Genomic DNA, 13,013 nt, shown 5'->3' on the forward strand with positions numbered 1-13,013 from the left:
CCACGCCGCTCGCACCCCCAGCAACTCCGGGGCCGCGGGGGTAGGGGGTATGGGGGCGCGGGGCGCCGGGTTCCTGCGGGGCCCCCTTCGTGTATCGGAACTCGGCATCGCGCCAGCGGCGGCGCCCGCGCGAGGGCGGCCTGCCCAGGCTGCCACACGCAACAATGACGAGGTCCAGATGACGGCAAAGCCCCTCTATCGACGTGTCCTGCTGAAAGCGTCGGGCGAAGCGTTGATGGGCGAGCAGCATTTCGGCATCGATGTCTCGGTGGTCGACCGAATCGCCGCCGACATCGCCGAAGCCCGCGCACTTGGTATCGAGGTCGGCGTCGTCATTGGCGGCGGCAATATCTTTCGCGGCGTGGCGGTGGCATCCAAGGGCGGCGACCGCGTCACCGGCGACCACATGGGCATGCTGGCCACCGTCATCAACTCGCTGGCGCTGCGCACCTCGCTGAACAAGATCGGCGTCGACGCCGTCGTGCTATCGGCCATAGCCATGCCCGAACTTTGCGAGAGTTTTTCCCAGCGCCAGGCCACCGCCTATATGAACCAGGGCAAGGTCGTCATTTTCGCCGGCGGCACCGGCAATCCGTTCTTCACCACCGATTCGGCCGCGGCCTTGCGCGCCGCCGAGATCGGCGCCGACGCGCTGTTCAAGGGCACCCAGGTCGACGGCGTCTATTCGGCCGATCCCAAGAAGGATCCGAATGCGACCCGCTTCGAGCGCATCAGCCATGCCGAAGTCATCAACAAGGGCTTATCGATCATGGATACCGCCGCAATTGCACTTGCGCGCGAAAACAACATCCCGATAATCGTCTATTCGATCCACGAAAAAGGTGGTTTCGGCGATATTCTGCGGGGCGGCGGCCGTTGCACGATCGTCGCCGACGAGTGACCCGGAGTATACTCTCCTAAAAAGGGGATCAGTTTTCGAAAGCGGGTCCGAATATAGGCCCTAAGCACTGAACCCGGATCAAACGGGTCGAGGAGACTAAGATGAGTGGTGAGTTCGACGACCTCAAGCGGCGCATGGATGGCGCGATCGCCGCCTTCAAGCACGATCTGGCTTCGCTGCGCACCGGCCGTGCCTCCAGCAATCTGCTCGACGCCATCCAGGTCCAGGCCTACGGCACCACCATGCCCATCAACCAGGTGGCGAACGTGTCGGTGCCGGAGCCGCGCATGATCTCGGTTTCGGTATGGGACAAGTCGATGGTCGGCGCGGTCGACCGTGCCATCAGAGAATCCAATCTCGGCTTCAATCCGATCGTCGACGGCACCAATCTCAGAATTCCGCTGCCCGAGCTCAACGAGCAGCGCCGCAAGGAACTGGTCAAGATTTCGCATGGCTACGCCGAGAACGCCCGCGTTGCGGTGCGCCATGTCCGTCGCGACGGCATGGACTTCTTGAAGAAGGCGGAAAAGGACGGCGACATCAGCGAGGACGACCAGCGCAAGCGCTCCGATCAGGTCCAGAAGCTGACCGACGAAACGATCAGCACCATCGATCACCTGCTTTCCGATAAGGAAGCTGAAATCATGCAGGTCTAGGGTCGGCCCACACCGGCCCGAAAGCGAGACAATGGCAACGCCCGCGCATGTCGCGATCATCATGGATGGAAACGGACGCTGGGCCAAGGCGCGCGGCATGCCGCGGCTTGCCGGCCATCGCGCCGGCGTCGAAGCGCTGCGCAAGACGGTGCGCGCCGCGCCCGGTCTCGGCATTTCCTTCCTGACCGTCTACGCCTTTTCGTCGGAAAACTGGTCGCGGCCCAAGGCCGAAGTCAGCGACCTGATGGGGCTTTTGAAGCTGTTCATCCGCCGCGATCTGGCCGAACTGCACCAGAACGGCGTGCGCGTCAGGATCATCGGTGACAGGGCGGGGCTGCAGCCGGACATCAGGGGCCTGCTCGAAGAGGCCGAATCGCTGACTGCGCGCAATGAATCGCTGACCTTGGTCATCGCCTTCAACTATGGCGGGCGCGACGAGATCGTGCGCACGGCACGCAAGCTCGCAGCCGCAGTGGCGCGCGGCGAGATCGACGCAGAGGCGATCACGGCAGACACTTTTGCCGGCGCCCTCGACACCGCAGGCATTCCCGATCCGGAGCTGGTCATCCGCACCAGTGGCGAGCTTCGGCTGTCGAACTTCCTTCTGTGGCAGGCAGCCTACAGCGAACTGGTTTTTCTGCCTTGCTACTGGCCTGACTTCAGCCGCGAACACCTGGCCGACGCATTGCGCGATTTTGCTGGCCGCGAGCGCCGTTTTGGCGGGCTTGCCGCTCAAGATGTCGCTGCCTCGTGATCGGCGGCGGGATGAACAATCTTCAGCTTCGCATCGTCTCGGCGCTGGTGCTGGCCGCAATAGCGCTTGGCCTGACCTGGTTGGGAGGGCTGTGGTTCCGCCTGCTTTGCGCCGGGATATCGGCGGTCATCTTCTATGAATGGGCGCGCATGTCGCGCCCCTTGGCCGGTGCGACCCTCGGCTTCATTCCCGAAGCGCTGCTTCTGGTTTTCTTCGTCGCCCTGGTTGCAGGCGTGCCGGCATCGTGGCTTCTGTCTCTTGTCCTGGCCATGGTTGTGGTCGCTGCTGTCGGCGCCCTTATGCGTGGAGCGGCGCAATGGGATGCAGCCGGTCTTGCCTACGCGGCTTTGTCCGGCTTATCGCTGGCGCTGCTGCGCGGCGGCGACCATCCCGGCCTGGTCGCAATCCTGTTTCTGTTCGCCGTGGTCTGGGCGACCGACATCTTTGCCTATTTCGTCGGCCGTGCTGTCGGCGGGCCCAAGCTCGCCCCATCTATATCCCCCGGCAAGACGCAGAGCGGCGCGCTTGGCGGTGCTGTCGGCGGCGTGGCCGCCGGCGCGCTTCTGGCTGCCGCCGTCGGGGCCGGCAATCTTGGCGTCCTCGCCTTGGTTGCGCTGGTGCTGTCGATTGTTGCCCAGGTTGGCGATCTCTTCGAATCCTGGGTCAAGCGCCGCCACGGCCGCAAGGATTCAAGCGCGTTGATACCCGGGCATGGCGGTGTCATGGACAGGGTGGACGGGCTTGTCGCGGCGGCTTTTGCCCTATACGTGATCGGCTGGATTTCGGCGGGCGCCGATCATCCGGCGCGGGGACTGTTTCCGGCTTGAGTGATATTTCACGGCGAAGAAATGGCGCACGCCACGGATTCGCCTGGATTGATGTCACAGTCGCGGCGACACCTTTCGCCGCGGGTGAATTTGAGGGCATGACTTGAACGAAATTCTTCACGCGTTTTTCAGCACGGAAGGCTTTGTCCTCGGCACGCTGGTGCCGTTTCTGTTCGTGCTGACCGTGGTCGTCTTCATTCACGAAATGGGACATTACCTCGTCGGCCGCTGGTGCGGCATTGGCGTGAAGGCCTTTTCGATCGGCTTCGGCCCCGAACTTCTCGGCTTCAACGACAGCCACGGCACGCGCTGGAAGCTCTGCGCCATACCGCTCGGCGGTTATGTCAAATTCGTCGGCGACATGAGCGCCACGTCGAGCCAGCCGAGTTCGGAAGATCTGGAAACGCTGACTGACGCTGAACGCAAGGTCGCCTTCCACACGCAACCCATCTGGAAACGCGCCGCCACGGTGGTGGCCGGACCGTTGTTCAACTTCCTTTTGACCATTGCCGTCTTTGCCGTGCTGTTTTCCCTCTATGGCCGCCCTGTGTTTGAGCCGATGGTGGCGGCGGTCACCGCCGGCAGTCCAGCCGAAAGGGCCGGCATTTTGCCAGGCGACCGATTCGTCGCCGTCGACGGCAGCAAGGTTGAGACCTTCGCCGACGTCCAACGCCTGGTCTCAGGCCGCGGCGGCGACGCCATCACCTTCACCATGTTGCGCGACGGCAAGGAGGTCACCGTCGTCGCGACGCCGGAGCCGATGGAGCAGCTGGACGCGCTGGGCAACAAGGTCAAGGTGGCCGTCATCGGCGTCGTCAACAACAAGGATGTCGGCCAGCCCAGGCTGATCACCTACAGCCCTGTCGGAGCAGTCGGCGCCGCGGTCGAGGAGACGGGGCACGTCATTCAGCGCACCGGCCAGTTCCTGCAGCGATTCGTTGTCGGCCGCGAAGACAAATGCCAGCTGGGCGGCCCCATCAAGATCGCCAAGATGTCGGGGCAGGCGGCAAAGCTGGGCTTCCTGTGGCTGGTGCAGCTCGTCGCCGGACTGTCGGTCGGGATCGGAATTCTGAACCTTTTGCCGATTCCCCCCCTCGACGGCGGCCACCTCCTGTTCTACGCACTCGAAGCCGTTTTCCGGCGTCCGGTATCGGAGCGGATGATGGAAATGGGATACCGGGCCGGCCTCTTTCTGGTGCTGGGATTTATGGGCTTCGTCTTCTGGAACGATCTGTTTGGGTGCTGAAATCATGAAGAAATTTGGCTTCAGCACCGGCAATGTTGAGACGCCGTTTACCATGCACGGGGGTATGCGTGACGCGAAAGCCACGCATCAGGGTTAAGTAATTACAAATTAACCAGAAGCCTTGCGTGTAGGGAAAATCCGGTTAATACGGTAGGAGAAATTACCGCACGTCCGGTTTTCTCGCCGTGGGGACTTCGAGAAAAGGTACAAAAGCCCGATGAAGGCAGCATCCAAATTTTTGAGCGCCGCGTCCGCGGTGGCTATGTCCGCCGCTCTGGTTGTACCAGGTGCGCTCGCCGTGCAGTTCGTTGCCACATCTGCGGCGCAGGCAGCCGTTGTCTCGAGAGTCGAGGTCAGCGGCAACCAGCGTGTCGACGCCGACACCATCCGCAACTACATCACGATCAAGCCGGGCAAGGCGTTTTCCAGCGCCGATATCGACGATGCGGTCAAGGCGCTGTTCGGTACCGGGCTGTTCTCGGACGTGCAGATCAATCAGGTCGGTTCGACGCTGGTGGTCAAGGTTGCCGAATATCAGGTCGTCAACCAGGTTCTGTTCCAGGGCAACAAGAAGCTCAAGGACAATGCGCTGGCAGTCGCCGTGCAGTTGAAGCCGCGCGGGACGTTTTCGCAGGCAACGCTGGACTCCGATGTCGAGGCGGTGAAGGCTGCCTACAGGCGAATTGGCCGCGATGACGCCGCTGTCACGACGCAGATCATGGATCTCGGCGACAACCGCGTGAACGTGGTCTTCAACATCAACGAAGGCGGCCGCACCAAGATCGCCGCTGTCAATTTCGTCGGCAACAGCGCCTATTCGAGCCGCCGCCTGTCTGACGTCATCGCCACCAAGCGCTCGAGCTTCCTGTCCTTCGTGCTGCGTGACGACGTCTATGACGAGGACAAGCTCCGCGCCGACCAGGAATCGCTGCGCCGCTTCTATTACAATCACGGCTATGCCGACTTCCAGGTGGTCTCAGCTGTCGGCGAGCTCGACGACACGACCAACCAGTACACCGTTACCATCACCGTCCAGGAAGGCGACCGCTATACGTTCGGCGACGTCAGCGTCGAGAGCACCATTCCCGAAGTCGACTCGAAGGCGCTGGAATCGGTGGTTCAGACCCACAAGGGCGACGTCTACAACGCCAAGGATGTCGAGGACACCATCATCGCGCTGACCGAAAAGGTCGCGGGTTCGGGCTATGCCTTCGCTCAGGTGACGCCGCGCGGTGATCGCAACTTCGAGAACCACACCATTTCGGTCGTGTATACGATCGACCAGGGCACCAAGGCCTATATCGAGCGCATCGAAATCCGCGGCAACGACCGCACACGCGACTATGTCATTCGTCGTGAGTTCGATGTCAGCGAAGGCGACGCCTTCAACCAGGTACTCATCCAGCGCGCGAAGAAGCGGCTGGAAAAGCTAGACTACTTTGAGAAAGTCGACGTTTCGACTGTCCCGGGTTCCGAGCCAGACCAGGTCGTGCTCGTGGTCGACGTGGTCGAGAAATCGACCGGCGAGTTCTCGGTTGGCGCAGGTTATTCGACAGGTGGCGACACTGCCGGTCCGTCCGTCGAAGGTTCGGTCGCGGAGCGCAACTTCCTCGGTCGCGGCCAGTACATCAAGGTTTCGGCGGGTGGTGGCAAGAATTCGCGGGACTACAGCCTGTCCTTCACCGAACCCTATTTCCTCGGGCGCCGTATCGCCGCCGGCTTCGATATCTTCCAGCAGACGCGCAACTACGACCACTATGACAGCGAGACGCTGGGTGCGACGGTGCGCTTCGGCCTGCCGATCACCGACAACATCTCGACGCAGTTGGCGTACAATATCGCCCAGGAGAAGTACAAGCTCGACGACGGTTGCGATAACAATCCTGCCATCCCGGGCAACGCCCCTGGCGACGGGATTCCCGACGCGGACTGCAACGTATCTGCGGCAATCGTCCAGGGAATTGATGAGAGCCCTTGGATCAAGTCGTCGGTCAGCCTTGGGCTGGTCTACAACACCATCGACGACATGAAGAGCCCGCATGAAGGCATCTACGCCACCACGACCATGGAAGTGGCCGGCCTTGGTGGCGATGCCAAATTCGTAAAGGTTACCGGTCGTGGCACTGTCTACCAGACGTTGTCCGAACAACTGGATCTGGTCGGCCTGATCTCAGGCGGTGCTGGCCATATCGCGGGCTATGGCGACAACGGCCTGCGTATCTTCGATCAGTTCCAGAGCAGCGACCGCATGATCCGCGGCTTCGAGTATGGTGGTATCGGCCCCGCGGATATTGCAACGGGTGACCACCTCGGCGGCACCACCTATTTCAATGCGTCGGCCGAAGCTCAATTCCCGATACCGGTCATTCCGGAAAGCTTTGGTGTGCGCGGCGCTGTGTTTGCTGATGCCGCCACACTGTACGGCAGCAAGATAAACGTCGCCGGGGTTACTCAAGCTTCAACTGATCTAGAGTTGCGCGCTTCGGTTGGTGTCGGCTTGCTGTGGTCATCGCCTTTTGGCCCGATCCGCATTGACTACGCGATGCCCATCAAGAAGGAAAAGACCGACGACGTGCAGGAATTCAACTTCGGCATGTCGAGCCGCTTCTGATCTTGCGGTAACGATGCTTCCGGGCCGTTGGGGTCCGGAAGAGAATTGATCCGACCTAGCTGGATATTGCTTCTGGAATGACCGATCCGGTGTTCTTCGCGCCATCACGCCGGTATACGGCCGGCGAAGTCGCGAATCTGACCGGCGCATCGCTTGTCGATTCCGATCTTGCCCACATATCGATCGATGCGTTGGCGCCAGCCAACGAAGGCGGCGAGGGTGCGCTCGTCTTCGTCGACGGCAAGCGCAATTTCGCGCTGATGCAGTCGCTGAAGGCGGCGGCCGTGTTTTGTCCCGCCGAGTTCGCCGGCAAGGCGCCGGCCGGCATTGCGGTTCTGGTGCATCCGCGCCCGCAGCAGGCCTTCGCCATGATCGGCCGGCTGCTGTTCCCGACAGCGGCTACGCCGGGACCGATGACCAGCGAAACCGGGGTCTCGCCGCAAGCTCATGTCGATACCACGGCGCATATCGAGGCAGGCGCGATCATCGAGGCCGGAGCCGTCGTCGGCCCGCGTGCTTCCATCGGCAGCGGAACGGTCATTGCCCCCCACGCCGTTATCGGTCCGTCATGCCAGATCGGCCGCGACGGCTATATCGGACCAGGTGTCAGCGTCCAGTACGCGCTGATCGGCAACCGCGTCATCATTCATGGCGGCGCCAGGATCGGCCAGGACGGCTTCGGCTTTGTCGGCGGCGCCAAAGGCCCTGAGCGTGTGCCGCAGGTCGGCCGCGTCATCATTCAGGACGATGTCGAAATCGGCTCGAACACGACCGTCGATCGCGGCGCCATGTCGGATACGGTCATCGGTCAGGGGACCAAGATCGACAATCTGGTGCAGATCGCCCATAACGTTCGCATCGGCCGCAATTGCATTATTGCCGGGCTCTCTGGTATTTCCGGCTCCGTCACCGTCGGCGACGGTGTCACCATGGGCGGCGGCGTTGGCCTTGCCGATCATTTGACCATCGGATCAGGGGCCAAGCTTGCTGCAAGAAGCGGGTTCATGAGCAACGTGCCGGCGGGCGAGATCTGGGGAGGCTATCCGGCGCAGCCGATGGCGGAAGCCATGCGCGAGATCGCCATGCTGAGGAAGCTCGCCAGGACGCGCAAGCAGGGCGAAGGGGGAAGTAGCTGAGATGGTGCCGGCGACGCTCGAAGCGGTCGATATATTGGGGTTGATGAAGCTTTTGCCGCATCGCTATCCCTTCCTGATGATCGACCGCATCATCGAAATCGACGGCAATGATTCTGCCATCGGCATCAAGAACGTGACCATCAATGAGCCGCATTTCCAGGGCCATTTCCCGGACCAGCCGGTGATGCCGGGCGTGCTCATCGTCGAGGCCATGGCGCAGACCGCCGGCGCGATCTGCATCCGTAACCTCAACACGGAAAAGCCGTCGCTGGTCTATTTCCTGACCATCGACAACGCGAAATTCCGCAAACCGGTCGTCCCAGGCGACCAGTTGAAGATCCACGTCAAGAAAATCAAGATGCGCGGCAACCTGCTCAAATTCGCCTGCGAGGCCATGGTGGAGGGCACAAAGGCCGCCGAAGCCGAGATCTCGGCAATGATGGTTACCGGCTGACGGTTCGAAATGCTCATGAAAATACAGACTTCAATCCACCCCTCGGCCGTCATCGAGGCCGGCGCGCAGATCGGCGAAGGCGCCGCAATAGGACCTTTCTGCTATGTCGGCGCTGACGCCGTGATCGGTGACCGCGTCGAACTGGTCAGCCATGTCTCGGTGCTGGGCGCGACAACCATTGGCGCCGCGACCAAGGTCTATCCAATGGCGACACTGGGCGGACCGCCGCAGAACACCAAGCACAAGGGCGGCCGCACCACTTTGGTCATCGGCCAGAACTGCACGATCCGCGAAGGCGTGACCATGCATCTCGGCACCGATTCCAGCCGCGGCGAGACGACCGTCGGCGACAACGGCAATTTCCTTGCCTATGCCCACATCGCTCACGATTGCGTCGTGGGCAAAAACGCCACCTTCGCCAATGGCGCGACCCTGGGCGGCCATTGCGAGGTCGGTGACAGCGTCTATATTGGCGGCCTCAGCGCCGTTCATCAGTTCGTGCGTGTTGGTGACAACGCCTTTCTCGGCGGCTGCTCGGCTTTTGTCGGCGATGTCATTCCCTACGCCATTGCGGTGGGCAATCGCGCCAGCCTGCGTGGACTCAACATCATCGGCCTGAAGCGCGCCGGGTTGCCGCGCGCCGAAATCTACCTGCTGCGCAAGGCTTACAAGACCATCTTCGACCGCTCCCGCACTGTCGGCGAGAACATCGAATTCGCCAAGGCCGAGTTTGCGTCGTCGCCGACGGCCATGAAAATCATCGATTTCATCACCAGTCGCGGCAAGCGGCATTTTGCCGTCCCGTCGCTTAAGGGTGGCGACGGCGACGATGCCGATGACGAAGGCTGAGGCCACTTCAACGGGCCTCGATCTTGCGCCGGACGCCAGGGTCGGCATCATTGCCGGCGGCGGTAGCTTGCCGGTCGAAGTTGCCGCCGGCCTGGCGGAGGCCGGACATCCGCCCGTCATCATCCTGGTCGAAGGTCAGGCCGACCGTCAGTCCGACCTCACAATCTATGAGCATGAAAGCCTTGCGCTGGAAGACATCGGCTCGCTGGTTGCGTTGCTGAGGCGCCGGCGGATCACCCATCTTGTGCTTGCCGGCGAGATCAGGCGCAGGCCGCGGTTGGTCGACATGCGTCCGAACCTTGGGCTACTGGCACTTATACCCTCGCTCGCCATGGCGCTTGCCCGCGGCGATGACGGGCTGTTGAAGATATTGACCCGCGGCCTGGAGGCACGGGGCGTCAAGGTTGTCGGTGCGCATGAAGTCGTGCCCCGGCTCGTCGCGGCCGAAGGGCCGCTGACCAAAGCAGTGCCGCGAAAGTCCGACTGGCGCGATATCGAGGCGGCACACGCGGCGGCAAAGGCCATCGGCGCGCTCGACATTGGTCAGGCGGCAATTGCCATCGGTGGCCGCACTGTTGCCCTGGAAGGCGTCGAGGGCACCCACGGACTGCTCGAGCGGACGCAGCAGTTGCGCGGCCATGGCAGGCTGGCCGGCAAGACGCGCGGTGTCCTGGTCAAATGCGCCAAGCCTGGCCAGGAATTGCGTGCCGATCTGCCATCTATCGGCCCCCGGACCGTCGAGGCGGCGCATGCCGCGGGGCTCGCCGGCATCGCCGTCGAAGCCGGCCGTTCGCTCATCCTCGAAGGCCCCGCCGTTGTCGCGCGCGCCAATGCGCTCGGCCTGTTCGTGTTCGGCCTGCCGGCTGCGGAGTCTGTCCATGGCAGCTGAGAAGCCGCTGAAGATTGCCATCGTCGCCGGCGAAGAATCCGGCGACCTGCTGGGCGCCGACATCGTGCAGGCGCTGAAGCGCATGACCGGGCGCGAGGTGCAACTCGTCGGCACTGGCGGGCGGCACCTGCAGGCGCTCGGACTGGCGCCGCTGTTCGACGGCGCCGAGATCGCGCTGATGGGGCTCAGCGCCATCCTGCGTGACTTGCCGCGCCTGATGCGGCGGATCAGCCAGACGGCAAGTGCTGTCGCCGCCGAAAAACCCGACTGTCTGATCACCATCGACAGCCCCGATTTCTCGCTGCGCGTCGCCAAAAAGATCCGCGCCGCCGATCCGTCGATCCCGATCGTCCATTATGTCTGCCCGAGCGTCTGGGCGTGGCGGCCGGGTAGGGCGGCCGCGATGAAGCCCTATGTCGACCACATACTGTGCATCCTGCCTTTCGAGGTAAAGGAGCTCAGCCGTCTCGGCGGCCCGCCCGGCACTTACGTCGGACATCGCCTCACGCATGATCCAGGCGTGCTGGGCGCGGCCAGGGCGCAAGCCCAGCCACGCGATCTCTCGGCCGATCACGTCAAGACGCTGCTCATCCTGCCAGGGTCGCGGCGCGGCGAGGTGAGCCGGCTTATCGGTCCGTTCGGCGAGACGGTGTCGGCGCTGCGCGCGCGTGGCCACCGGCTGCGGCTGTTGCTGCCGACGGTGCCGCATGTCGCCGAACCGGTCAAAACATCGGTGGCGCGCTGGGATCAGGAGCCGGAAGTCATCCTCGATCCCGAGCGCAAGTGGCAGGCCTTCGGCAAGGCCGATGCGGCGCTGATCGCGTCAGGAACGGTGTCGCTGGAACTGGCGTTGTCGGGTGTACCGATGATCTCTTGCTACAAGTTCGATCCGATCATGCTGATGGCGCAGAGCCTAATCACGGTGTGGAGCGCTGCTTTGCCCAACCTTATTACCGACCGGCCGGTCGTGCCGGAAAGCTACAACCAGTATGTGCGGCCGCACTATCTGGCGCGGCAGCTCGAGGCACTGTTTTCAGACACCGCCTACCGCGCTTGGCAAAAGGACGGCTTTGGCGAGGTTGCCAGACGCATGGCCACCGACAGGCCCTCCGGCGACATCGCCGCCGATGTCGTTCTTCGCCACATCGGGAGAGCGAATAGGGCTTAGCGAGTGAATAGTGAATAGTGAATAGTGAATAGGATTAACGCACTCTCGACTATAATCAAGGTGCTACTTACTACCTGCTACTTACTACCTGCTATTCACTACTTACCATTCACCATTCACTCTCTTTCACCTTTTCGCAATCGGCACGTAGTCGCGTTCCGGGGCGCCGGTATAGAGCTGGCGCGGGCGGCCGATCTTCTGGTGCGGGTCCTCGATCATTTCCTTCCACTGCGCGATCCAGCCGACGGTGCGGGCGACCGCGAACAGCACGGTGAACATGGTGGTGGGGAAGCCCAGCGCCTTCAGCGTGATGCCGGAATAGAAATCGACGTTCGGATAGAGCTTCTTTTCGATGAAGTAGGAATCGGTCAGCGCGATCTTTTCCAGCTCCATGGCGATGTCGAGCAGCGGATCGTCCTTGATGCCGAGTTCGCCGAGCACCTCATGCGCCGTCTTCTGCATGATTTTCGCACGAGGATCGTAGTTCTTGTAGACGCGATGGCCGAAGCCCATCAGCCGGAACGGATCGTTCTTGTCCTTGGCGCGGGCGATGAATTCCGGGATGTGGTCGACATGGCCGATTTCTCCCAGCATGTTGAGCGCCGCCTCATTGGCGCCGCCATGCGCCGGGCCCCACAGGCAGGCGATGCCGGCGGCGATGCAGGCGAACGGATTGGCGCCCGACGAGCCTGCAAGCCGCACGGTCGAGGTCGAGGCGTTCTGCTCGTGGTCGGCATGCAGGATGAAGATGCGCTCCATGGCGCGCGCCAGCACCGGATTGATCTTGTATTCCTCGCACGGAACCGCAAAGCACATATGCAGGAAGTTGGCGGCGAAGTTCAGCTCGTTCTTCGGGTAAATGAAGGGCTGGCCGATATGGTATTTGTAGGCCATGGCCGCAATCGTCGGCATCTTGGCAATCAGCCGCATCGAGGCGACCATGCGCTGATACGGGTCCGAAATGTCGGTGGAGTCGTGATAGAAGGCCGACAGCGCGCCGACCACGCCGCACATCACAGCCATCGGATGCGCGTCGCGGCGGAAGCCGGTGAAGAAGCGCGACATCTGCTCGTGCACCATGGTGTGGCGCGTCACCCGGTAGTCGAAATCGTCCTTCTGTGCCTTGGTCGGCAGTTCGCCGTAGAGCAGGAGGTAGCAGACTTCGAGGAAGTCGCCATGCTCGGCCAGCTGGTCGATGGGATAGCCGCGGTGAAGCAGGATGCCGGCATCGCCGTCGATGAAGGTTATCGCCGACTCGCAGCTCGCCGTCGAAGTGAAGCCTGGATCGTAGGTGAAGGCGCCGGTGGTGTTGTAGAGCGCACCGATGTCGATGACGTCGGGCCCGACCGACCCGCTTCGCACCTTGAATTCATGCGTCTTGCCGGCCAGTTCGAGCGTGGCAGTCGACGGGTGCGTCGTCTTGCTGCCGGTTTCCAGTCTTGTCGCAGCTTCGCTCATTCTCAAACTCCTTCATGTTCCTCATGCCGGCAAGGCAATTCCTGCAAACGACACGTCGAAATCA

12 protein-coding genes are annotated in these 13,013 nt (G+C 62.3%); 11 read left to right on the forward strand and 1 reads right to left on the reverse strand.

The window, feature by feature from the left end:
• Positions 1-178 precede the first annotated feature (178 nt).
• The 11 genes from pyrH to lpxB all read left to right on the forward strand — a co-directional run bounded on the left by pyrH (position 179) and on the right by lpxB (position 11,491).
• On the forward strand, positions 179-901 hold the full coding sequence (pyrH, locus tag NKI35_RS23830) for a UMP kinase (protein ID WP_023671026.1): 723 nt from the start codon (positions 179-181) through the stop codon (positions 899-901).
• A 101-nt stretch (positions 902-1,002) separates the two neighbouring features.
• Complete coding sequence (frr, locus tag NKI35_RS23835; RefSeq protein WP_023671027.1) at positions 1,003-1,557, forward strand: ribosome recycling factor; 555 nt, start codon at positions 1,003-1,005, stop codon at positions 1,555-1,557.
• Between the two features lie 31 nt (positions 1,558-1,588).
• On the forward strand, positions 1,589-2,311 hold the full coding sequence (locus NKI35_RS23840) for an isoprenyl transferase (RefSeq protein ID WP_023748403.1): 723 nt from the start codon (positions 1,589-1,591) through the stop codon (positions 2,309-2,311).
• Positions 2,312-2,322: 11 nt separating this feature from the next.
• Positions 2,323-3,138: a phosphatidate cytidylyltransferase gene (locus NKI35_RS23845; protein WP_352741610.1), complete on the forward strand. Its 816-nt coding sequence runs from the start codon at positions 2,323-2,325 to the stop codon at positions 3,136-3,138.
• Positions 3,139-3,241: 103 nt separating this feature from the next.
• Entirely contained in the window at positions 3,242-4,384 is a 1,143-nt protein-coding gene (gene rseP, locus NKI35_RS23850; RefSeq protein ID WP_023688578.1) for an RIP metalloprotease RseP, read from the forward strand.
• A 217-nt stretch (positions 4,385-4,601) separates the two neighbouring features.
• A complete protein-coding gene (bamA, locus tag NKI35_RS23855; protein ID WP_031243392.1) occupies positions 4,602-6,995 on the forward strand; it encodes an outer membrane protein assembly factor BamA in 2,394 nt (797 codons plus the stop codon).
• A gap of 77 nt (positions 6,996-7,072) precedes the next feature.
• Positions 7,073-8,131, forward strand: a complete 1,059-nt coding sequence (gene lpxD / locus NKI35_RS23860; RefSeq protein ID WP_023671032.1) for a UDP-3-O-(3-hydroxymyristoyl)glucosamine N-acyltransferase — start codon at positions 7,073-7,075, stop codon at positions 8,129-8,131.
• A 1-nt stretch (position 8,132) separates the two neighbouring features.
• Entirely contained in the window at positions 8,133-8,585 is a 453-nt protein-coding gene (gene fabZ / locus NKI35_RS23865) for a 3-hydroxyacyl-ACP dehydratase FabZ (protein WP_023684696.1), read from the forward strand.
• Between the two features lie 15 nt (positions 8,586-8,600).
• The gene (lpxA, locus tag NKI35_RS23870; RefSeq protein ID WP_023706235.1) at positions 8,601-9,434 is read left to right on the forward strand and encodes an acyl-ACP--UDP-N-acetylglucosamine O-acyltransferase; all 834 of its coding nucleotides are present in this window, start codon (positions 8,601-8,603) and stop codon (positions 9,432-9,434) included.
• Entirely contained in the window at positions 9,421-10,323 is a 903-nt protein-coding gene (locus NKI35_RS23875; protein WP_023700726.1) for an LpxI family protein, read from the forward strand. Before lpxA ends, NKI35_RS23875 begins: the two co-directional genes overlap by 14 nt.
• On the forward strand, positions 10,313-11,491 hold the full coding sequence (gene lpxB, locus NKI35_RS23880; RefSeq protein ID WP_352741611.1) for a lipid-A-disaccharide synthase: 1,179 nt from the start codon (positions 10,313-10,315) through the stop codon (positions 11,489-11,491). The genes NKI35_RS23875 and lpxB overlap by 11 nt, the downstream gene beginning before the upstream one ends.
• A gap of 126 nt (positions 11,492-11,617) precedes the next feature.
• On the opposite strand, the gene gltA is transcribed toward lpxB, so the two are convergent.
• Positions 11,618-12,949: a citrate synthase gene (gene gltA / locus NKI35_RS23885; protein WP_023671037.1), complete on the reverse strand. Its 1,332-nt coding sequence runs from the start codon at positions 12,947-12,949 to the stop codon at positions 11,618-11,620.
• Positions 12,950-13,013: the final 64 nt, after the last annotated feature.

Source organism: Mesorhizobium sp. M0676, assembly GCF_040320535.1.
GTDB lineage: Bacteria > Pseudomonadota > Alphaproteobacteria > Rhizobiales > Rhizobiaceae > Mesorhizobium.